We start from the raw sequence: 22,331 nt of genomic DNA, 5'->3' as shown, positions 1-22,331 counted from the left end.
TCATACTCCACACCAATTAACCGCTTTGTTTCTTTCGGATTCTCCTCAATGTGATTCAGTATGTCACTCATATTTTAGTGTTAAAAAACTTCTCATGATGTTCTTTTACCACAAAATATACTATTTTGGAGATGTCTATTGCAACTGGCTTGTTTGGTTTCGGTTGGAGTTATTGGCGTAAAAGAACCGATCTCAAGAAAATTCGCAATCAAATGAAAGAGCAGTTACCCAAGTATGCCTATGAAATTAGAAATCAGTTAGAACTTCAGGCAAATCAATTTATTGCTACTTATCAAGGACAGGTAATAGGTATTATTAATAATTTCATATCATCTCAACAAGATAGTATAAAGGCAATACAAGAAGACTTAAAAGAGGGTGATTTAAATATTAAATAACGAAAGCTAAATGAGATTCAAGCGTTGCAAATGCTTTGTCTAGAAGTCGATAAAAACATTAAAAGCTTTTATTCAAATTTACCATCTGGTTTGCCACAAGTTCCGAATTTGTAATTTACTACTCGGCTAAGGAGTAAGCTGTAGATAGAATCATAATATTTCAGTTATTTAGTAATTATTGAGAACTGTAAAATGTTTTTTAGTTAAAACGTCCTGTTATAAATCATTTAGGATTGTTATAGTTACTAAAAAAACTACTATAAAAGTTGAAATTTTACAAAAATGATATTGAAAGAAACAGTTGAATTAAAATTGCTGACGCAAGAAAGCCTTACTCATGGTTTGATAGTGCTTGCTGAACTTGACAGCGATTTGGCTCACATTTTAGAAACGTTGGGCAATCCTCCGATGTGGGAAAGAGAAGCTGGTTTTCCCACACTACTCCGTATAATCTTGGAACAGCAGGTTTCCTTAGCAGCAGCAAGGGCTGTATTTAACCGTTTGTGTGGGATTGTTATACCGCTGACACCAGCAAATTTTCTGACATTAGATGATGTTCAATTGAAAACGATCGGATTTAGTCGCCAAAAGATTCTCTATTGTCGTGGTTTAGCGGATGCAATAACGAGTGGTCAGCTTGATTTAACTAAACTGGAAACAATGGACGAAACTACTATCAGAAGTGAACTCAAGCGGCTCAAAGGTATCGGAGACTGGACGGTTGATATTTACTTATTAATGGCGCTGAAACACCCCGATGCCTTTCCCAAAGGGGATTTAGGATTATTGATCGCCACCCAGAAGCTTAAGAAATTGACAGCACGTCCAACACCATTACAATTGGAAGCAATCGCTGAAAACTGGCGACCGTGGCGTGCTGTTGCTGCCAGACTTTTATGGCATTACTACCTGAGTAATGCCAATGGTAAGTCAGTTACAGTTTACCAGTGAATACCCGCTTGGCAGGACCAGTCATGTAAACTCGTTGGTCTATTTCTGACCACTCAATTTGCAAAGGTCCGCCAGGGAGTTCTACAATTGCGGTGCGATCGCATTTTCCAGTTAATACACCCGCTACTAAAGAAGCACAAGCACCAGTACCGCAGGCTAATGTGATACCAGCACCCCGTTCCCAAACTCGCATTTTCAGGTAATCTCGGCTCACCAGTTGAATAAATTCAGTATTTATCCGTTGGGGAAACGCTGGGTGATGTTCAAACAGGGGGCCTATGGTTTCTAAGGAAATTGCTACCACATCTTCTACAAAGGTAATGCAATGAGGATTGCCCATGCTTACGCAGGTGACTTCCCAAGTTTGCCCTGCAACCTCTAAGGGCTGATTAATCACTTTTACGTCAGCTGCACCAAGGGTAGTGGGAATTTCCCTAGCCAGAAGCCTGGGGAAACCCATATCCACCTTCACCTGACCATCGGGCATCAGTTGGGGCGTAATTACACCAGCTAGGGTATGAATGCGATAAAGGTCTTTATTTCGGGATTCACCTTCTAATTCTGCCAAGAAACCAGCTAAACAGCGAATACCATTGCCACACATTTCTGGTTCGGAACCATCGGAGTTAAAAATCCGCATGGTGTAGTCAGTGCCGTTCTCTCCGGGTAGGGCAAAAATCACACCATCAGCACCGATACCAAAGTGGCGATCGCACAATTTGACTGCTTGCTCTGGAGTCAGTACAGGCAAGGATGATGAGCGATTGTCAATTAATATAAAGTCATTTCCCAGACCGTGATACTTAGTAAATTCGATTGCCATTTCCCCAAGGATGAATTATCAATGATTAGGTATTGGGGTTTGAGCATAAAAAATTAAAAATTTTTAATTTTACATTTTTAATTTTTAATTGGTTTGTCCCCAATCCCCAGTCCCCAGTCATATCATTACCTAAAATGCATACAACTGAATTTGATACTTCACTGCCTAGCATTCGGCAACTGCAAAACCTAGTTAAACAAACAGCAGTGGTAGAGTTCAAACTGATAACGGGCGATCTACTGACAGGCAGGGTTTTATGGCAAGACCCACAATGTGTGTGTATTACAGACGAAAACAGCCAGCAAACCACCATTTGGAAGCAAGCGATCGCCTACATCAAGCCGAAAAATTAGTCAGTTGTTAGCTGTCAATTGTTAATTGCTGCTGACCACTGACCACCAATCGCTGACTACTCCCGCAATTTATCCACAGGTTGAAACTCTTTAAGTGCTTGTGGCTCCCCAGGTTTAACCTTGGGGATAGATAAAGGGACTTTACTGACTGAGGCAAATAAAGGTTGTAGTTGATTCAAACTTGGTAAGCTACCGCATAATAGCACCTGATCGCCATCTCGCAGGTCTGTATTGCTCTCAGGAGAGCGGATAAACTTGCCATCTCGTCGAATCGCCTGTACCTTGACCGCAGATTTATCGTGGATTTCCAAATCTATCAGGGTTTGACCCAAAGCTAGAGAATCAGCATTGACTGTAGTCCACTGGCAAGCGCTATTTTCTCCGGGAACCGCCACCTGTCCCTTAGCCAATTCTTCCAAAGCTGCCAATTCTTCAGATTCTCCTACCACCAGTAAGCGATCGCCTTCTTCTAATTTAGTTTGAGCATCGGGATAATCGATTTCATCACCGTTAGCGCGGCGAATTGCCATCAAACTTACCCCTGTTAAGTAGCGCATATCCGCTTCTTCTAACCTCATGCCAATTAAAGGAGAAACAGACGGTAGCGAATACCAACGGCGATTCAAATCGCGAGTGGCTTGCCGTAAATCGCGGGAAACCTCCGATGCTGAACGTTCTGGCCGCAAATCTAAATAATGACCGTTACGGATTTGCTGCATTTCTCGTTGCACCACCAGTGGCGAAAAGCCTAAGCAATTTAATAAATAAGTAGCCATTTCGATACTGGCCTCAAACTCTGGCTGCACTACTTCCCTTGCTCCCAGTTGGTAAAGTACTTCAATATTTTTATCTTGCGTGGCGCGGACAACCAAATCTAATTCTGGGCATAATTCCAAAGCACGTTTCAAGCACAGACGGGTACTCATGGGGTCTGAAAGAGCGATCGCCATTCCTTTGGCATGGTTTACCCCAGCAGTTTCCAGAACGTGGAAACTGACACAATTACCATAAACATAAGGTATTTCCGCCTCACGTAATTTCTGAATTCTGCTTTCTGATTGGTCGATGACTACTACAGGCAAATCATGTTGCTGTAATAATTTCACCAAATTCTTGCCTACTCGCCCATAGCCACAAACTACCACATGGTCTTTTAAGGGTAAATCGTCTGAGACATCACGCGGTTGCTCTTCTTCTAAATAAGGTTTCAACCAAGGCATTGATTCGGCAAAGTTAAATAAAAATGGTACTAACCGCAGTACAAAAGGGGTAAGTATGAGAGTGACTGCTGTAGTTCCCAAAATTAGTAAATATATCTGTCGGGATACCAACCCTAGTGCTTGCCCTTCACTGGCGAGAACAAAAGAAAATTCCCCGATTTGAGCCAGTCCCAACCCAGCGATTAACGCAGTTTTCAAAGGGTAGCGGAACAGCTTCACCAAAGGCGTGATAATTAAAAACTTACCTACGAAAACGATCGCCACTAGTCCCAAAATTAATTCCAGGTTTTTCCACAAAAACACTGGGTCAATTAACATACCAATGGCGGCAAAGAACAAGCTGGCAAAAATATCTCGCAGCGGTTCTACATAAGTTAGGGTTTGGTCGGCATACTCCACCTCCGAAATCATCAAACCAGCAACGAATGCCCCCATTTCAATCGAGAGTCCCAAATACTCTGTCAGCAGAGCAATGCCCAAACACAGCGCTACAACACCTAGTAAAAATAGTTCTCGGCTTTCGGTACGGGCTAGCAGTCGTAACAAAGGCGGTACTAGCCAAAGCCCCGCTGCCACAGCCCCGGCGGCAAATAATCCAATCCGCGCCAAGGCTGTCAACACTGCTACACCAATGACTTCCCCTGGTTCGTGGAGAGCGGGTAATACTGCTAGCATCAGCCCCAGGGCCAAGTCCTGCACCACTAAAATACCCAGCATCACTTGTCCGTGGGGCGTTTCTGTTTCGTTCCGCTCCATTAAGCATTTCAGGACAACCGCTGTGGAGGACAAAGACAAAATTGACCCCAAAAATACGCCCTTGGCAGGTAAGGCTCCCCAAGCTCCTGTTAAGCCGCAGACTAAAACTGTGACTGCGATCGTGAGGGAAATCTGGAGTCCGCCTCCTCCCAAAGCGATCGCTTTTACTTTCTTGAGTTCCGTAAACGAAAATTCCACACCCAAAGCAAACAACAAAAAGGCAACCCCGAACTGTGCCAGAGTTTCCACTTGAATCACTTCTTTAATCAGTCCCAGTCCGGCTGGCCCGACAATCATTCCGCCGATGAGATATCCCAATAGCGCGGGTTGTCGTAAAAGTGATGCTAAAAGACCACCACAGGCTGCGACGGCGAGAACTAATACTAAATCAACAATTAGCCTAAAATCTTCCTGCACAAGTTTTGAAAAGAACTATTAAAACCTATTAATTTAGGATACAAAGTTTTATCTATCTCAGACTATGTTGACGGCATAAGTTAACTAGATAATACAGAGCAACACAAGCAAAGCGACTGCGATAACGGAACGAAGACCGAACGCTTGACAGAAAAACTGAGGAAAGCAAGTATAATCCAGAAATTAAAATAGACAGTAGTTTTACTAAAAATCTTAGTTAAATACAAAACTCATATTTGCGTAGTGGTGCGACAAGGCTAAAGTGTTGCAAAAAAAGGTTAGGTTTCATTTCGTTCAACCCAACACCTCGATCTACAGATAGGCTTCAAGTTATGTCCCAACTGAGAACTCAGACTACACAACGTTCCCGCTCACTGGACGCAGATAATACCGAAACATAGAACAACAAACTCTCGCCGTTCGGTTCCAATGCCGTGTTAGGTGGCTAGCAATTGTTATACGAAATTTTTCTACAGCTTACTGAGAATGTAAGGCAATGCAGTTTCCTTCGGTGTCCTCAAACTCATTAATACAGCCAAGTTTCCTACATTACATTTTAATAAAATTTATACCATGAATGGATTACCGAAGCGTAGCATGTGGTTTTTAGACTCTTGTGAAGTACAAGACAGAGGTTAAAAGCATTATTCCTTCTTACTCTAGTATTTCTCGCCCGTGCTGGGTCTGGCAAGGAGACGCTGTATCTGGAAATATCTGCAAAATTAACTTAGCAAAGCAAAACCTGATATGTCGGGAATACCCAATTACTCAGTACTGAAAGGACACATCGTAAAAGTCGATGAAGATAGAGATAGCGATCCTCACTATCGTATTTTTATCTCCGATGGGACTAAGACATATAAGGCAGCCATTAATGTCGGTTCGACTAGTAAAGTATTAGCTGAAAAACTCCCTGGCATTCCCCCCTCTTATTTACTCGTCAAGCTTGATTTAAATTATCAAAACCCGATTTTAGCCGAGCTTGTCAAGTTATCGTTCGGTTTCACCTCTATCGAGAAAAAGCCAAATACTGTCGCCTTAGACTACATTCGCAAGAATCTCTTCGATCCGGCAGAGATGGAAATCATTCCTACCACCAAAGATGGTGCGAATAATGATATCTTTGACAGCCTCAGCGGCATCGTCGAGAAAAACATCAACAATAAAAATGTCGAAGTCTACGTTTTTGGTTCTAAGTTTACTCAAGGCGAAATCGGCATTCACGATGTTCACATGAATCAAGGCAGCCTCGATAAAAAATTCAAGAAAGACGATGGAGTCTATCAAGATGGTGGGCTATTTTTCCACTTTAAACAGCAGAATAAATGGATAGCAATGTTTTCGGCATTCCAATCTCAATGTTGGCATACCGACGATATCAGCGGCCATGCCAACACTCGCAATAACTGTGCCAGACCTACTACTCCCGGTAAAAAACCTGTTATTGAAGTTGAAGATGACATTGCGGCTAGTACCGACGTTCTCGATCGCGGCGTTCTCATTCGCGAAGCTTTAGTGAATCCAGTGGGTAGCGAGCGTGGCAACGAATGGATAACCCTATTCAATAACACCGATCGAGCGATCGATCTTTCCGGTTGGACGATTCAAGATGGTCTCAAACGGGCAGAGCCTCTACAGGGTTCGATTCCATCCCACGCTCATCTAAAAGTTACGCTATTGGGCACGGGAGCCATTTTATCCAATACGGGTGGCATCATTTCTTTGATAAATCAAAATGGACTGAAAGTTCACGGTGTTGCTTACACCTAAGAGCAAGCTGCAATTGAGAATACTGTCGTGGTTTTTTAAGTCATAAGATCGTTCCAATGAGCATTATTGCCGAACAGATCGATAAAGCATTGCGACGCTTGGATTTCGATCTGGCGACTCGCATTCAGTTGCTGCAAAATCGCACCCCCAAAGATGTCGCAACTCCCACCGAACGACTCCAACGCCTGCAATTTCTCACTGAATCCCTCGGTGATGAGGAAATCGCAGTGGATACCCTTGAGCGAGTCCTCGCTGGCAACGAACTCCAATTAGTCAACTATCTCGAACGGGGTGCGATCGCCGCACGAGCGGTAGCGCGGATTCAGATTCGCCAACCTAATGGTAAATTCTACGGCTGGGGTACAAGCTTTCTGATCGCTCCCCAAGTGTTGATTACCAACAATCATGTACTCCCAAGTATTGATTGGGCAGTCAACTCATCGGCTCAATTCAATTACGAAATCGATCTCCACGATCGACCGATCGGACCTGTCGAGTTTACCCTTACACCTCAAGAACTGTTTTATACCTCTCCAAATCTCGACTTTACCATCGTCGCTGTCGCAGAAACATCGACCGATGGAACGGAACGCTTGGAGCGTTTCGGGTGGCTGCCGCTATTGGATACTCCCGGCAAATCCTTAGAAGGGGAATGGTTGACGATCGTTCAGCACCCATCGGGAGAACGGAAGCAACTTTGCGTGCGTGAAAACAGATTGATTAAGCGATCCGATGACGTTCTATGGTATTCCACCGATACCCTCGGTGGTTCTTCTGGCTCTCCAGTACATAACAACGATTGGTTCGTGGTTGCCCTGCACCATAGCGGTATCCCCGAACGACACGAAGGCAAAATTCAAACCATCGATGGGCAGGATTTCAATCCCCGCACGATGGACGAATCGAGAATTAAGTGGATTGCCAATGAGGGGATTCGAGCCAGTCGCATTGTCCAAACCTTGAAACAATTCCTCCCCGTTCACCCTCTACTCCAACCGCTATTTAATATCACCCCAGAATCAGCCCGGATTATAGGCAGCGATCGCGATTCTTTCGTCCCTGACATTAAACCAGTCGATCCCATGACTCAAGATAACAATATCCAAACGGTGACTATTCCCCTGCAAATTACCCTGCAAATTAATGCTAATGGCGAGGTAATGGGTGCTGGAACTCCATCTAACCAACTTGCATCAGCCCGCGAAAGCGACCTATCGGGACTGGAGCGTAGGGGTGATTCCCGCACGACGACTGCCAAATTTGATGCGCCTTTCGATCCCAATTACGACAATCGCAAAGGTTACAACCCAGATTTCCTCGGCACGAAGTACCACATAGGTCTCCCCAAACTTTCTCCTGGACTTGAGGTCGAAGCGACTGAATTAATCTCGCCCTCAGAAAATAATCGATACATCCTCCACTACAACAACTTTAGCGTGGTGATGCATCGGAAACGTCGTTTTGCCATCTACAGCGCAGCTAACGTCAGCTTTGGTAACCGTTTTGAAATGAGCCGTCCGCGCGATGTCTGGCGGTTAGATCCGCGCATTCCCCAAGATGCTCAAATTGGGGAGTTCTACTACGCCAAAAATCAATTCGATCGCGGGCATCTGACGCGACGAGAAGATTTGGAATTTGGTGATACACCCCAAACTGCCTTAGCTTCCGCTGGGGATACCTGTCACTTTACCAACTGCACGCCCCAACATTCGGGTTTCAATCAAAGTATCCAAATTTGGCAGGGGATCGAACGTCACATCTTAGAAGACGCGATTATTGCAGGTCGGTATAACGCTCAAATCTTCACTGGACCAATTTTCGACGATAGCGATCCAGAATATAAACGCGTTCCTTATCCCCTGCAATACTGGAAGATCGCTGCGGCGATCGACTCGGATGGTAAACTCTTCGCTACAGCTTACTTAGCCAGTCAAGCAGATGTCATCGCTCGATTGGGCATCGAAGCTGACATTCCGTTTGCTCCGTTCAAAACCTTCCAAGTGAAAATTTCTGAAATCGAGCGTCTGACGGGGCTTACTTTTGTATATGGTAAAGACGAACAACCACTGAAAAAGTGCGATCCTTTAGAAACTGCCAGAGTTAACCGTCGCCGTCGGTTTTCCCCCAATGAGAGTACAGCGATCGATTTCTTCTCGTCTGCATACATCGAACTTACGGAGTTAGACGATATTCTAATGTAATAGACACGTCCAGGAATTTTAGATCGTTTCTGTGTTATCGGATGACAGCAGGAGCAGGATCTCAGCTTAACTCGAACTGACGTTAATTTTTGTTCTTACTCCAGTTTCAGCTTTTTTGTACCTACATCAAGCTGTCGAACTCCTAGGAAACTAGATTGTTTCTCTCAAGGCATAACGAATGCCCTTCGTTAGAAGCTCACGTTAATCTAAAGTGCGATCGCACATGTCCAGACGAGTTACTCACAATAAAACCCAGCACAAGTTTGGGCGATTGACGTTACATGAAGTCAAGACAGGGGAATTCACGTACAGTTAACTGCTGAAGCTGAGTTGACCTTTTTTAAATCGCCAGTAAATACGGCTGTGTATTTAAAAGGTGATGAACCAGAACAAATCATCGGATTGCGATCGGGACGGCGAGGAGACCACCACGAATCTGCTTTGACAGTCAAATTTGTGCCATTCCACGATAAGTTAGTAACAACTAAAGAGTTAGTTTTACCATCGGTAAGCTTTTTGGCAGATAAAAATGTGGCATAGTCAACATTGCCACTGGTGGGATTAATCCGAGCTAGAACTGCTACTTTCGCACCACCGCCGCTGCCATAGCTAGACAACCAACTGCTAGTGGCAAAGCGTCGAAAATCATTACCAGTCTGGCTACCAGTGGATGAGAAAACACCATACAAAACATTTCTTCCATCCCAAAGCAATCCGTAGCCTGTGCCATCGTCATTCGTTGTTTCGTAGTCACTCCGACACCATTTTTTCACACCATTATCGAAACGAACGATCCGAGGGTCTTTGTTCGCAGATGATACTTGCTGATAACCAATATAGATAGTTGTTAGCCCAATAGCCACTTTAGGCCCATTTTTAGCTTTGATGGTTGCCTCACTGTCATTGCATGTAAAAGTCACACCTTTACTAACAGATGACTGTACGCCACTTTGGGCAAGAACTTGAGAGATTGCTAAATCAGATCCTAATACTCCTGACAAAAATAAAAATGTCAGATACTTTAGCAATTGATGACGATTAATCATTGACATTGACTGGGTAATTTGTGTAAAACGACACCATAACACAAAGTTGAATCAGTGCCAATCTTTTAGTTAGCATGTAATATCAAGTCCGGTTGAAGACTTATCATTAGGGCTGACGCAGAGAACTTTTAATAATAAATCATTGCTTGGACTTGATATCAAAAATATGTTGAGCGATCGCTAGCTTGGAAGACGCTTCAACAACATGAAAAATATTTTTTATAGATACCTTCGTCAATCAAGCAAGTAACTACAAACAAGGGCATATTAATATTATTTCACTGTAAAAAATCAGGATAATATATCCCGTGACAATATGCTACGCGTCTATAAAATGCTTTCAAATCTTAGAAAAAGAGCATTTGAAATTTTTAATTAGAGCGCAGGTTAATGTAAAGCTACATATAATTACAAACTGATGACTTATGATTCTAGAAAAAGTATAATCACAACAACACTATTTTTAATTAATTAGCATATGAATTTAAAACTCATTACATCTGTTATTACAACTTCTGTTGTAGGTACGGGATTAGTGCTAACAGCCTTGACTCAAACATCTGCAACAAAACCCGCACAACTTGCACAACAAGTTACTCAACTCCGTACTCAAGGCCCAAACGGGTTAGATAAATTTCTCAGTATTTATGTAAAAGAACTCACGAATCCCTCACCTCAAATGCATCAAGCATTAGATGCACTTTGCCAACAAAAGGATTGCTACGCCTCAAAACTTTACTGGTACACTGATTTAGAACAAGCTAAAGCCGCAGCTAAAGCAAGTAATAAACCCATTCTTTCGTTGCGATTACTGGGAAGACTCGACCAAGATTTAAGTTGCGCTAACAGCCGCTTTTTCCGCGTCGCTTTGTATCCTAATGCAGAGATATCTAAATACTTGCGGCAAAACTATATTTTACACTGGCAATCTGTGCGTTCAGCCCCGAAAGTGACTGTAGATTTTGGTGATGGGCGCAAGCTAGAACGTACTATTACAGGCAATAGCATTCACTATATTTTAGATAGTTCCGGTCGTCCTGTTGATGCAATTCCAGGATTATATGGCCCTCAAGCTTTTCTGCGTCAGTTAGTTGATGGTGAAAAAGCAATTAAAGAATATAGCAAACGCCAAGGTACAGCACGGGAAAACTTTTTGCGCGATCGCCATCGTCAGCGTTTAGCATCAATTCAAGACCAATGGAATGCAGATTTAGCAAAACTGGACATCCAAAATCCGCCGCGTCTAGTAGAAATACCGACTTCGAGCAATGAACCACCTAGCGCTCCAGTTGCGGGAACGATCGCAATGACTAAAATGGCAGTAGAAAGTCCCATGTTACGCAATATGTCTCCTGCTACTAGTAATCCAGCAGCTTTACGAGAAATTACTGATGAAGCGACATGGCGGCGCATTGCCCAACTCTATAGAAATGATGCAAAGTTAGATAAAAATAGCATTGCTTTAATAAATTCTAAACGCTTCCAAAAAGGAAATGTTGATTTGCAGCGTGTTGTGAGCAATTTTGAAACAGCAATGGCTTTAGATACTGCCAGAAATGAATATATGCTGCATAGACAAATTCATCAATGGTTTATCCAAGGAAATGGAACAAGTGAAGTGAATTCATTAAACGAAAAAGTCTACGCCGAACTGTTTTTAACTCCTAGCTCTGACCCTTGGTTGGGGTTGATGAGTAGTGAAAGTTATAGTGCGATTGATAACGATGGAGTTGGGAATTCTCCAGTCACAAGTAAAAAGTAAAGCTATCAAAACTAGCTGTAGCGATCGCAACTAACATAGCAGGTAATGCATGGAACTGCGATCGCTTTTTTTGGTTAAGCTACCCTCAACAAAAGAGGTCTGGGAAAGAAACACAACAGCTTAGCAGAATTTTTAAAACCTCAAGAGAATGTCATACTTCCTAAAGTATAAACTTCGGCAAAATGTTAATCTTGAGACTCTTCAGAAATAGGTTCTGATTCAGTTTCAGGCTCTGTTTTGACATTGATTTTAGGTTTAACGGGTTTCGGTCCACGCGCTAGTGCAGGATTAACCTGCTGCTTGTTTTCATCCCCATATGATGCTTTTTTCCCTTTACCAGACGAGCGATTACCCCTTGGTTTCGAGCTTCTAGGATTGGATTCAATAGGAGGCACAGAATCCGAATTTTCGGAATTAGTGTCAGTATTTGCTTGGGACTGACGTTCCGATTTTTTGATTGGGCGTTCTACCATGGTTGATTTTTGTAAAGCTATCTGTATAGTACATCGGTTTGGTGATTATCAATGGGAACTCCAAGCAATAAATTATCCCGCTTGAAGTTGTTGACTGTTATCAGTCAACAATTACAGAAGTTCCTATTCACGATTAATTCGAATCAACTCCGTCAAAATGCTATCTAAGCTGCCATTAACTTGAATTTTCTCAATCTTCTCTGCAATTCGCTCCAGCACCTCCAATTCTTTCAAGCGCAATGCTACAGGGTTATCTTCCATTACCTTGGCAGTATTCAACATACTGCGAGTAGCAGTTTCTTCACGACGGCGGACTACGTTGGCTTGGGCTGCTTTTTCGGCTTCTACGACCTTGCTCAAAATCGACTTAATCTCACCAGGGAGAATAATATCTTTAACCCCAAGCGAATCTACTCCAATTCCATAGTCTGCGGTTTTCTGACGAATATATTCAGCAACACTTGTATCAATTGCCCCTTTATCTTCTAACAATCCATCTAAAGGTATCATTGCATTTGCTCAAATACTGTTAGGGCGATTGTACAATGATTCAATCGCTTGCTTTTTCTGCCACACCTTCAAAATCCAAAGCAAACATAGCCAGGTTGACGCGATCGCTCACGGCAGTATTATCAATCCCCTCTAGTAATTTTGCTTTTGTCGGCTTCCTGCTGGGCTTATGCTGATCTAAAAATTCCGCAAACAGAAGCAGCTAATTTATTACTAGAACTAGGACGAATAAAACATCAGGAAGGAGAAACATTGCCGTATGGAAATATCGATTATGAGTCGATCGCTCTATCCAGTGAGCTAACTTTCGGGAGTTTGATGTAGAACTCGTTCGCGTAAGCGTTCCCGAAGGGTACCTACGTCCAACCGATCGCTTCGGATGCTCTGCCACTGAGCTAATCAAACAATGGAGTAGTGACGCATTGCTGTGCGGTATACGCTCAATCCAAAGGTTGGCGCACCAGTTGGGCGAACTAGAACCCGAACTATAGCTAAGCAGATGTATTACTATTTGTTACTAAATGTATTACAACAAATATTAGGCAGTAGGGGATTGCTATTGAAGATGAGTGTAGGAGTCCAAGGGTTTTGCTCGCTCACACCCCTTGGGGACTTCTAAATAAAAAAATCATCAATCGCTTGGGTGAGCAGGGGAGGCAGGGGGAGAAGAAATTGGATACTGGTATTGGATGCAGGAATTGAGTAATTTAATTATTGGATGTCCCTTGTGCAAACCCTTAATTTTTCGTATTGCTGTGTAAATCCTATTAGTTAGTCAATTCTTAAAATATCGGCTATATTCCCGTAAGGATAAAATGGTGAGGATTTTATGGGAATAAGCTGGAAAAGTCTCAAGTTATTTACAGGTTTCTCTTTGGCAATCGCTTTGACACAGTTTGTCGGGGCAAACACTACTGCACAAGCGGCTGATACTGTTGTCGTACGTGTCGGTCTTTTTGAAGAATCTGTGTCCCTGACTGAGTTGCAAAAAACTGCGGAAACTGGAAAACTTCCTCCGAATTTACAGTCTTACACTAATAAATTATCTGAAGACCAACGCCGCTTTCTTGTGGGGGCACTGAGAATGAAAGTACCTATAAATGTGGTTACTCTCAATCGGTTACTCAATACCCAAGTTGGTACAACGATTCTCAGTGATTTTTCTACAGCTTTAGTCAGAAAAGATAAAGCTGGAGTACAAGCAATCAGAGCCGGACTGATATTAGGCTCTACAGCAAAGCAGGGTCTTTCCGTATTGAGTTTTATTGCTGCCTATCCTAGTAAACGCCTGGAAATTAATCTGCCGCAAGCATTGACAGTAGCGAGTACTTTTAATGCGGGTTTTTGGCGCACTCAGCAGTTTATGCTGGCGATCGCTCCCCGAATCGACCCCTATAAACCGCAGATTTCTTTACCCTTTGACCCCTCCCAACCAGGAAATGCTCAAGTACAAGTACTTAACTTGAATTTGAATGACCAAAAGCGCCAGCGTAATATTGCTGTTGATATTTACTGGTCAAGCGCTGTGACTGCTGACAAACCCGTCATCATATATAGTCACGGTATGGGATCAGTCCGCAGTGACTTACGCTATCTGGCAGAACATTTAGCATCTCACGGTTATATATTTGTAGCTTTAGAACATCCTGGTAGTAATACCGCATATGTCAACTCGGCATTAGAAGGTAAAACCAGGTTTTTGAAACCCCAAGAGTTTCTGGAACGTCCCAGAGATGTTAGTTTTATCCTTGATGAACTAGAAAAGCTGAATCAAACAGCTAATAATCCGCTGCAAGGGAAACTAGCAACTAATAATGTGATGGTCATTGGCTATTCGTTTGGCGGTGGTACAGCCTTATCAGTTGCAGGAGGCGAGTTACAACTAGAACAACTCAAACAACGCTGTAAAAATAACTTAACTGTTTTGAGTGCAGGGGAAACTCTCCAGTGTATTGCCCAAGAACTTCCAGAAAACAGCTATCAACTACGGGATACCAGAATAACACAGGCGATCGCTTTCAATCCTACAGCTTCTCTGATGTTTGGCGAAACTGGTTTAACTAAGGTGCAAGTACCTACCCTAGTGTTGGCAGGTTCCGCAGATAAAACTACTCCAGCCTTAACCGAACAGATTATGGCATTTGCGAAAATTCCATCCCCAAAATGGTTAGTTGGTATAGTTGGGGGTACTCATTTGAGTGTAAAAGACCCCGCTTATACTTTGGATCAGATAGGACAGCCCAATACACCTTTTAGTGGTGGTGAAGTTGTAGGCGAACAAGCAGCTGATGTTCGCAAATTTGTGAAAGCTATAACTTTGGCAATGGCAGCACAGCTAACAACAGAAGCTGAGAAATATGCGATTTTTCTCACCTCAGATTATGCCCAAGTGGCTTCGACTAAAGAATTTCCATTTCGCCTCGTCAGGGAGATTCCTCCTGATGTTTTACGAGTGGAGAAATAAAAGTCTTGTAAGCGTGGGTAAAGGATGCGATCGCACTAGTATGGAAACGCTGTACCAATACTCAAAGACCCCCACTACACCAACGCGGGGGTCAATAGTATCACTTTGGGTAAGTATTATTTTTTATTGACTATAAAAAAAGATAAGTAATCGGACAGAATTAATTACACAATGTCATTGCGAGTGCAACGAAGTGAAGCAATCCCAAACCCTTGCGATTGCTTCACTTTGTTCGCAATGACAGTAAATATTTTTGTCCAGCTATTTATGACGAAGCTTCTTGCTCGTTTTTGGCGATCGGGGTATTCTATTGCGGGGGTATCATTTTCAATGTTACATTCCTTGAACTCTCGTCATACAAGTAATTTTATACACCATGCAAGACAGAGATATAAAATTTGATGTTCTCAAGGCTATAGGATTGCTAGGAATTATTCTCGCACACGTTAATCCGCCAACAGTGTTGTATCAGTTGCGGAATTTTGACGTAGGGCTGATGGTTATTGCATCAGGCGCACTGCTATCTTATACAAATTCTAAAAAACAACCATCATATTTTAACTATTTGAAAAAACGAATACCAAGACTTATTGCCCCTACATGGCTTTTCCTGGCATTTTATTTTACTATCTTCAGTTTAGCGGGAGAAAATTTTACACAAAAAGTAATTATAGGAACTTTTGGGTTAACAGTCGGTTATGTTTGGATTATCCGGATTTTTTTGATAATTGCCATAGTCGCACCTTTAATTATTAGAATTAGCCGTGTTCTTACAAAAATTCAGTTTTTAGCAGTTATTTTTACGGCTTATTTATTACACGAAGTCACTTTAGGAGCCATCAGGCAAATACCCAGAAATGTTGAATGCTGATACAAAACTTTACATTATTGATTATAACAAGTCTAAAAAGCCTAAAATTGTCAACATAACATTATCTCCTCAAACCAATGGACGTAGCTGATTTTCTGACACATACAAGACTGAAGATAGCGGAATTTATCTAATAATGTATTTCCCCATTGTTTGGGAACAGATACAAGCTGTAAAATTAAGTAAGCTATCAAACTTCCATAGATTTGTATCGTGATACCATTGACATTTTTGGTAATTAACTTGTCCAGTTTTAAGTGCATCTTTAAAAACTTCCATAACAATTCAACTCCCCAACGTAATCGATAAATCTCCCGAATTTCATCATCACTAATAGCAGTTTCTCCATCTCCTGGTAAATTAGTCACCAAGCGAAACTCAGTTTTCGTTTCCAAATCACAAAAACTAATAACTCTATAGGCTTGAGCATCATCAGATGCACCAACTTTGATTAATCCAGTTGCATCCTCAAATTCTAGTTTCCAGTTATTTTTAATCCGCAAAACAAAGTATTTGTTTTCTTGTACTAATTCTTGGATAAATTTTAATCCTGCAAATCCCCGATCCATTACTCCAACAGCATCTATTGGTAAACTAGACATCATCTTTGAACCGAATTTATAATCATGATGATGACCAAAATTGATGAAGTTATCTTCTGGGATTCCTGTAGCTAAATTTAAGGAACTAAAAAGTTTTACCTGATGATGGCCTAATATCCATAACAACTTACTTGTCAAAGTAATAACTGTTGAATCAATCGGACAAATTGCATATTTATCATGTAACTTCTTGTGAGCTTTCTGATGCACTATCTCATTTAATTTCTGATAAATTTCTTGAAATGGTTTTGGCGTGCGGTGAGAACTTGCTTTGGTAAAAGTAGAAATATCTACATCAAAACAATTGTTATTTAATCTTTTAAATAAATCTCGCATACTTGTGAGACTGTTATCCAAGGTATAGGATAGCCAACACTCAACGAACAGACGGCTGTTCAATACTGGATAATCGTTTTTTGATAGTTCTTTCAGAATATCTTTGACAATCTTAGGAAATGAATTTATAATCACTATCAAACAGATATATTTTTAGACTTTGCCCAAAACTTATCATATTTTGGGCTATTTTTATCAGCTTTTTCTTAACATTCAACACTTCTGGCAAATACCCTATTTCACGTATTTTATCAACACCTATCTTGTTTATATAATTCCCTATTCTTGTCTACTGGGAATAGGGAATTATATAAACAAGTTAAGCAAAAAAGAAATTATAGCTATATCGGTAACTAGCCTAGTGGTTTTTATTGCCACTGGAATCTATCTGTATTTAACATTGGGTGAGATAAAAGCAGGTCACAGTTACAAATATCCACCGCAACTGTATTACACTTCATACGCACTAGGCGTGTCGTTAATACTATATTATGTAGTCGCTCAATTTTCTGACAAAATCACTAGAAATAAAGTATTAAGCAAATTTTTTATATTTACTGGTAGTAATACTTTGTGGATTTATCTCTGGCATACGTTTGTTCTAAACTGTCTGAAACTTGCCAAGATTAATCTCAATTTTGTTGTTGCATTCTTCGTTGTCGTTTCTAGCGCGATCGCAATCACCCACATTCAAAGAAAAATCGTCGGATTATCCATCAAGAATTTGGATATTAACCCAGGTCAAACAGAGTTATTAAAAGTGCTGTTTCTCAAGTAGCTGAGTAAGTCTAGCTTTCTCGACGATCTGCGCTAAGTAGATAGTGTATCGACACCACTCGCTAAATCTGTGAAACCCTATATTTCTCGTTGAGTGGTGCCGATTGCTTGCAGGGAGAGACTTTGAAAATGCTATTTTGTATTTTTTTCGGGAGGATTTACTATACTTATAGTAGTGGTGTCAATTCGGCGGCTGAAACCATTACTGGGTAAAGCCTCCTAGACAAACTCTCTACCGATTGGCTTAAATCGGATTAGTTAGAAACTCCATAAGTCGCGCTTGGTCAAGCGTTATTACTCTACCGATTGAGTTAAAAAGGGTTTGGGGTGTAGGGTAAAATACCACTTTCATGCTTGGTGATAAACTTAGCTCAAACGTCTTCCCTTCTACTTTGTGCTTTATCTCAACGATAAATATCTACGCCTACTTACTTATTTCATAAGGTTGTATCTTGTATATCTTGTGCGATTGTTCGATACAAGTGAGCTATATTTGATATGAAGAGATGCACAATGACTTTTAAAACCTAGGTTTTGAAACCTAACAAATTTCTTAACAATTTGTATCAAAGTTTCAAGACGTAGATTGCTTATATCAACATTTTTATTTGGGTTAAATCGATGCCTGATTTGGCAAACGCCGTAAGGTTGCAACCAAGTGGGCAAGACAATATCTACTTAGGGTAAAGTTTTAACTAAGCAATAGCCGATTAGTTGTAATAGTTTGTAGTCAGCATTTTAGCGCTCTCTACATCACAAAGGCTATTAATTACAGAAACTACACCCGAAAAATTCCAATTGCGTCTTGAAGCCTGAATTGTAGAAAAACGCATTTGGTAGGTACAGCAATGACACACATCGAAGGCACCTTCACAGGAGCAGGAGGACTTGCTCTTTATTACCAAAGCTGGCAGCCAGAGGGAGAATTACGAGCAATTATCGCTATAGTACACGGGTTTGGAGCGCATAGCGGATTATTTAATGATGCCGTGCAGCATTTACTGCCCTTGGGTTATGCTGTCTACGCTTTTGACCTGCGGGGACATGGGCGATCGCCCGGACAACGAGGCCATATTAATTCTTGGGCAGAGTTGCGAGAAGATTTACATACCTTTTTGACACGCATTCAGGAACGCGGCCCTGGTTGTGCATGTTTTTTATGGGGTCACAGTTTGGGAGCAGTAATAGCTGTAGATTTCGCCTTGCGCTTTCCTCAAAGCTTGCAGGGATTGATCTTGACAGCACCTGCTTTGGGAAAAGTTAAGCTTCCCCTATTAAAAGTTGCATTGGGGCGAATGCTTTCACAAGTCTGGCCAAACTTTAGTCTGAAAGTAGGTCTTGATAAAGGCGCAAGTTTGCGAAGCCCGAATTATATTACCATTCAAGACCCATTAAGACACGAGTATGGTAGTGCGCGACTTGCCGCAGAATTTTTCGCCACTGAAAAATGGGTTGCAAGTCATGCTTGTGAGTTACAAGTTCCTTTGCTAATTCTTTATAGCAGTGGCGATAAGATTACACCGCCAGAAGGCAGTGTGACGTTTTTCCAAAAGGTAGTCTTCCCCGACAAAGAAAGCTATGAGTATCCTGGTGACTACCACGACTTTCACTTGGATCTCAATTACCAAAAAATACTTGTAGATTTGGAGAAATGGCTAGAAAAGCATTTAGCTGGAGAAATAGACAATCAATCATCAACGTGTCGGATAAAAATACCGAATTTACAAACTGAAACTTTTACTCCTTAGATGAGTTTCTTTGCAAAAAAGATACAAACCTTGTCATTGATCCCCGACAGGATCTACATTATTATTAGTAGAGAAGAGCTTAGTTTAAGACATGTAGCTATTAAACAGTCCTAATTCTTAAACAAAGATTAATTCTGTACTCGATAGATACAAACTTGAAAGGAGACATTTAGTAGTCTTCAAGACTTAGATATCAAAAGTCAGCATCTTTCATATTACCTAGTCTGGCATTAAGGTTAGCCCAACTATCTTGAGATAATTTAAGAAAAGAACAAATTGGGAGCGAGGAAAATATTTTCCTAATACCCATATCAGTTATCAGCGAATAGCGAACATTAACATCTGATAACTGACATAGCAGTTCTATTTGATTAGTGAAAAATTCTGAGGTGGGCAATCACCACCAAAACACAAATATTTAGAATTGCTATAGCTGATAACTAATAACGAGGGGAAGAATTAGAAACTCTTCTTGGAGAAAATGTTATCTACAAATCAGGTCTATAGAGCGCTTCCCAACTCTGGAGAAGTCGTTTTAGGGCGTACTTTGCCTTCCTTATTAGATGAAGCGTGCGATCGCTTTCCCAACCCCCGCGCCTTCAACCAGTTTACAGATACAGGCTGGCAACCTGTATCTAATCACGAATTTCGCACGGCTGCGGCGGAATTAGCCTTGGGTTTGCTGGATTTATCACTTGAAGCAGGCAATGCCTCCGGCAAGACGCATTCGCGTCAACGCATTGCTTTACTCATGCACAGCGATGTCAATTTTTATATTGCTGACATGGGTTCTTTACTTGCAGGTTTGGTGAATGTACCAATTGATTTAACCCAGACAATTGAAAATATTATTTTCATTTTGCAGCACTCAGAAGCAAAAGCATTGATTATTTCTAATCTCGACTTGCTATCTCAAATTCTTCCTTACCTGCAAAATGCAATCTATCTCAAAACAGTAATAGTTGTTGATGTTCCTATTGATTGGCATCAACGAGAAGATATAGGGACGCGGGGACATAGAGACGCGGTGACATGGAGAAATAATTCTCAGTGTCTCAGCGTTACCTCATCATCACATCCCTTTAAATCTTCTTCTGAAACATCACCGCGTCTTTTACCTGAAGTATTTTCACTGGAGGAAATTCGCTCTCGCGGACGGGGAAAAAATTCTGAAGCTTGTTTTCAGGAACTTAATTCCCAACTGATAGCTAATGACCTTGCCACTATTATTTATATTCCTGGAATTACTGGAGAACCTCAAGGGGTAATGCTTACCCATGAAAATCTCTCCGCCAATGCACTAGCAATGTTTACAGGAATCCCCGATCTGGCATTAGGAGCGCAGGAAGTAGTTCTTTCTTTTCTACCATTAACCCATGTTTTAGCGCGTGTCTTTGTCTACGGTCATATTAACTATGGTCATAGCATTTATTTCAGTAATTCTAATCGGGTATTAAAACACCTGAAAGAAGTTAAGCCAACAATATTTGCTACAGTTCCTTTGCTATTAGAAAAAGTTTATAGCAAACTTTTAGAAGAAGGAGATAAAAATCAAATACAGAGTCAAAAACAAACAAATAGATGGGTAAATTTGCCGCGTCATTTTACATTGTCATCCTTTAAATTCTCAACCAGCTGGGTTAGAAAAACCTCACTTGCAACTCTGCGAGAAGCTACCCTCCAGTTGTCTACAACGGGGAGAACCCTAAGAACACATTTACTTTCCCCACGCAACGCTATCTCACCTCGTCAATTTTATCTTCCCCTATACCAATCAATGATGAGTTGGGCAATAAAATTAGCCCAAAAATATGAATTGGGACAAACACCAGAACGTCAATATATTTTGATGTTGAAGTTGGTGGATAGGTTAGTATTTTCGCAATGGCGTGCTGTTTTTGGTGGCAATATAAAATACTTACTTAGTGGAGGTGCAGCCTTAAAAGCAGAAATTGTGAATTTATTTGCTGCTGCGGGAATAAAAATTTTGCAAGGCTATGGTTTAACTGAAACCGGTTCAGCAGTAGCCTGCAATCGCGGTCAATTCAACCGTGCAGGAACTGTAGGTATACCAATTGCTGGAGTAGAAGTTACCATTGCAGAAGATGGGGAAATTCTCACCAGAAGTCCTTACATTACTCAAGGCTATTACAAAAGCCCAGAAGCTACCCAGCAGCTAATTGATGTTCAAGGTTGGTTGCATACAGGCGACTTAGGTGAATTTACCTCTGACGGTTTTCTCAAGATTACTGGTCTGAAAAAAAGCCGTTTTAAACTTTCTACAGGTAAGTATGTCACATCGCAACCAATAGAAAACAGGTTAGAAAAATCTCCTTTAGTAACGAATGCTGTTGCTATAGGTGCCGATCGTAAGTTTTGTGCTATGCTGATTTTCCCTGATTTAGATAACTTACATCAGCAGGCTTTATCAATAGGAATTAATTTACCAACTGAAGACTTGCTCAAACATCCTTGCATTATTGCTTTATATCAAGCATTGGTAGATGAAGCGAATTGTCATTTGCCTCATTGGTCAACGGTAAAAAGATTCCAGCTAATTAATGCTAGCCTCACGATTGAGAATGAACTGCTAACACTAACTCAGGAGGTTAATAGAGTAAAAGTTTTAGAGGTGTTTGCTCAAGAAATTAATGCAATATATGAAGATAAGAGGATACAAAGACGTGAGAATGTCACAATAGGAAAAATAAATGATTTATGTCCGGTAAATCAGACATTCTCATGCCCTGCGTTTGCTCAGTCTCTTAGTTCATAGCTACTAGACTTCTTTTGAAGGAGTAAATAATTAACGAACCATAAAGTACGCAAAGAGCGCAAAGTAAGAAATTTGTA

General features: G+C 41.2%; 17 protein-coding genes and 1 pseudogene. 12 read left to right on the top strand and 6 right to left on the bottom strand.

What is annotated here, in order from left to right:
- The first annotated feature begins 131 nt into the window (after window positions 1-131).
- Window positions 132-398, top strand: a complete 267-nt coding sequence (locus RMY31_RS20710; protein WP_322664875.1) for a hypothetical protein — start codon at window positions 132-134, stop codon at window positions 396-398.
- Window positions 399-680: 282 nt separating this feature from the next.
- Window positions 681-1,349: a DNA-3-methyladenine glycosylase 2 family protein gene (locus RMY31_RS20705; RefSeq protein ID WP_322664877.1), complete on the top strand. Its 669-nt coding sequence runs from the start codon at window positions 681-683 to the stop codon at window positions 1,347-1,349.
- Here the strand turns inward: RMY31_RS20705 and dapF are convergent.
- A complete protein-coding gene (dapF, locus tag RMY31_RS20700; RefSeq protein ID WP_322664879.1) occupies window positions 1,333-2,172 on the bottom strand; it encodes a diaminopimelate epimerase in 840 nt (279 codons plus the stop codon). The genes RMY31_RS20705 and dapF overlap by 17 nt on opposite strands.
- Before the next feature lie 134 nt (window positions 2,173-2,306).
- Here dapF and RMY31_RS20695 point away from each other — a divergent pair, with 134 nt between their 5' ends.
- Window positions 2,307-2,525, top strand: coding sequence for an Hfq-related RNA-binding protein (locus RMY31_RS20695; RefSeq protein WP_322664884.1), 219 nt, complete (start codon window positions 2,307-2,309; stop codon window positions 2,523-2,525).
- A 56-nt stretch (window positions 2,526-2,581) separates the two neighbouring features.
- Here the strand turns inward: RMY31_RS20695 and RMY31_RS20690 are convergent, their stop codons facing one another.
- Window positions 2,582-4,918, bottom strand: coding sequence for a cation:proton antiporter (locus RMY31_RS20690; protein WP_322664886.1), 2,337 nt, complete (start codon window positions 4,916-4,918; stop codon window positions 2,582-2,584).
- 747 nt (window positions 4,919-5,665) lie between these two features.
- Here RMY31_RS20690 and RMY31_RS20685 point away from each other — a divergent pair.
- Entirely contained in the window at window positions 5,666-6,688 is a 1,023-nt protein-coding gene (locus RMY31_RS20685; protein WP_322664888.1) for a DUF2278 family protein, read from the top strand.
- 56 nt (window positions 6,689-6,744) lie between these two features.
- The gene (locus tag RMY31_RS20680) at window positions 6,745-8,889 is read left to right on the top strand and encodes a DNA/RNA non-specific endonuclease (protein ID WP_322664890.1); all 2,145 of its coding nucleotides are present in this window, start codon (window positions 6,745-6,747) and stop codon (window positions 8,887-8,889) included.
- Window positions 8,890-9,191: 302 nt separating this feature from the next.
- Here the strand turns inward: RMY31_RS20680 and RMY31_RS20675 are convergent, their stop codons facing one another.
- Complete coding sequence (locus RMY31_RS20675) at window positions 9,192-9,935, bottom strand: hypothetical protein (RefSeq protein WP_322664921.1); 744 nt, start codon at window positions 9,933-9,935, stop codon at window positions 9,192-9,194.
- Between the two features lie 478 nt (window positions 9,936-10,413).
- Between RMY31_RS20675 and RMY31_RS20670 the strand changes: the two genes are divergently transcribed.
- Entirely contained in the window at window positions 10,414-11,697 is a 1,284-nt protein-coding gene (locus tag RMY31_RS20670) for a hypothetical protein (protein WP_322664891.1), read from the top strand.
- A gap of 185 nt (window positions 11,698-11,882) precedes the next feature.
- Here RMY31_RS20670 and RMY31_RS20665 read toward each other — a convergent pair whose 3' ends face one another.
- Both RMY31_RS20665 and RMY31_RS20660 read right to left on the bottom strand, forming a co-directional pair.
- Window positions 11,883-12,170, bottom strand: a complete 288-nt coding sequence (locus RMY31_RS20665) for a hypothetical protein (protein WP_322664893.1) — start codon at window positions 12,168-12,170, stop codon at window positions 11,883-11,885.
- Window positions 12,171-12,293: 123 nt separating this feature from the next.
- A pseudogene (locus RMY31_RS20660) lies at window positions 12,294-12,671 on the bottom strand (SPFH domain-containing protein); the annotation flags it as partial.
- A 44-nt stretch (window positions 12,672-12,715) separates the two neighbouring features.
- Between RMY31_RS20660 and RMY31_RS20655 the strand changes: the two are divergent.
- The 3 genes from RMY31_RS20655 (at window position 12,716) to RMY31_RS20645 (ending at window position 16,015) form a co-directional block, all read left to right on the top strand.
- Window positions 12,716-12,856, top strand: a complete 141-nt coding sequence (locus tag RMY31_RS20655) for a hypothetical protein (protein WP_322664895.1) — start codon at window positions 12,716-12,718, stop codon at window positions 12,854-12,856.
- A gap of 653 nt (window positions 12,857-13,509) precedes the next feature.
- A complete protein-coding gene (locus RMY31_RS20650; protein ID WP_322664897.1) occupies window positions 13,510-15,144 on the top strand; it encodes an alpha/beta hydrolase in 1,635 nt (544 codons plus the stop codon).
- 376 nt (window positions 15,145-15,520) lie between these two features.
- Window positions 15,521-16,015: an acyltransferase family protein gene (locus tag RMY31_RS20645; protein WP_322664899.1), complete on the top strand. Its 495-nt coding sequence runs from the start codon at window positions 15,521-15,523 to the stop codon at window positions 16,013-16,015.
- A gap of 50 nt (window positions 16,016-16,065) precedes the next feature.
- Here the strand turns inward: RMY31_RS20645 and RMY31_RS20640 are convergent, their stop codons facing one another.
- Window positions 16,066-17,088 carry an IS4 family transposase gene (locus RMY31_RS20640; RefSeq protein WP_322664902.1) on the bottom strand — a complete coding sequence of 341 codons (1,023 nt, stop codon included), beginning with the start codon at window positions 17,086-17,088 and terminating at the stop codon, window positions 16,066-16,068.
- Window positions 17,089-17,314: 226 nt separating this feature from the next.
- Here RMY31_RS20640 and RMY31_RS20635 point away from each other — a divergent pair, with 226 nt between their 5' ends.
- The 3 genes from RMY31_RS20635 to RMY31_RS20625 all read left to right on the top strand — a co-directional run bounded on the left by RMY31_RS20635 (window position 17,315) and on the right by RMY31_RS20625 (window position 22,254).
- Complete coding sequence (locus RMY31_RS20635; protein ID WP_322664903.1) at window positions 17,315-17,731, top strand: hypothetical protein; 417 nt, start codon at window positions 17,315-17,317, stop codon at window positions 17,729-17,731.
- A gap of 847 nt (window positions 17,732-18,578) precedes the next feature.
- Window positions 18,579-19,478 (top strand): alpha/beta hydrolase, encoded by a 900-nt coding sequence (locus tag RMY31_RS20630; RefSeq protein ID WP_322664905.1) that lies wholly within the window; start codon window positions 18,579-18,581, stop codon window positions 19,476-19,478.
- A 481-nt stretch (window positions 19,479-19,959) separates the two neighbouring features.
- Window positions 19,960-22,254, top strand: coding sequence for an AMP-dependent synthetase/ligase (locus RMY31_RS20625; protein ID WP_322664907.1), 2,295 nt, complete (start codon window positions 19,960-19,962; stop codon window positions 22,252-22,254).
- Window positions 22,255-22,331 lie beyond the last annotated feature (77 nt).

Source organism: Dendronalium sp. ChiSLP03b, assembly GCF_034531165.2.
GTDB classification, from domain to species: Bacteria; Cyanobacteriota; Cyanobacteriia; order Cyanobacteriales; family Nostocaceae; genus Dendronalium; species Dendronalium minutum.
This window is presented reverse-complemented; position numbering and strand designations above follow the sequence as displayed.

Bases quoted from the DNA above. Each gene is read 5' to 3' on its own strand.
- RMY31_RS20710 (WP_322664875.1), top strand. From the start codon at position 132: ATGTCTATTGCAACTGGCTTGTTTGGTTTCGGTTGGAGTTATTGGCGT.
- RMY31_RS20705 (WP_322664877.1), top strand. From the start codon at position 681: ATGATATTGAAAGAAACAGTTGAATTAAAATTGCTGACGCAAGAAAGC.
- dapF (WP_322664879.1), bottom strand. From the start codon at position 2,172: ATGGCAATCGAATTTACTAAGTATCACGGTCTGGGAAATGACTTTATA.
- RMY31_RS20695 (WP_322664884.1), top strand. From the start codon at position 2,307: ATGCATACAACTGAATTTGATACTTCACTGCCTAGCATTCGGCAACTG.
- RMY31_RS20685 (WP_322664888.1), top strand. From the start codon at position 5,666: ATGTCGGGAATACCCAATTACTCAGTACTGAAAGGACACATCGTAAAA.
- RMY31_RS20680 (WP_322664890.1), top strand. From the start codon at position 6,745: ATGAGCATTATTGCCGAACAGATCGATAAAGCATTGCGACGCTTGGAT.
- RMY31_RS20675 (WP_322664921.1), bottom strand. From the start codon at position 9,935: ATGATTAATCGTCATCAATTGCTAAAGTATCTGACATTTTTATTTTTG.
- RMY31_RS20670 (WP_322664891.1), top strand. From the start codon at position 10,414: ATGAATTTAAAACTCATTACATCTGTTATTACAACTTCTGTTGTAGGT.
- RMY31_RS20665 (WP_322664893.1), bottom strand. From the start codon at position 12,170: ATGGTAGAACGCCCAATCAAAAAATCGGAACGTCAGTCCCAAGCAAAT.
- RMY31_RS20655 (WP_322664895.1), top strand. From the start codon at position 12,716: ATGATTCAATCGCTTGCTTTTTCTGCCACACCTTCAAAATCCAAAGCA.
- RMY31_RS20650 (WP_322664897.1), top strand. From the start codon at position 13,510: ATGGGAATAAGCTGGAAAAGTCTCAAGTTATTTACAGGTTTCTCTTTG.
- RMY31_RS20645 (WP_322664899.1), top strand. From the start codon at position 15,521: ATGCAAGACAGAGATATAAAATTTGATGTTCTCAAGGCTATAGGATTG.
- RMY31_RS20630 (WP_322664905.1), top strand. From the start codon at position 18,579: ATGACACACATCGAAGGCACCTTCACAGGAGCAGGAGGACTTGCTCTT.
- RMY31_RS20625 (WP_322664907.1), top strand. From the start codon at position 19,960: ATGTTATCTACAAATCAGGTCTATAGAGCGCTTCCCAACTCTGGAGAA.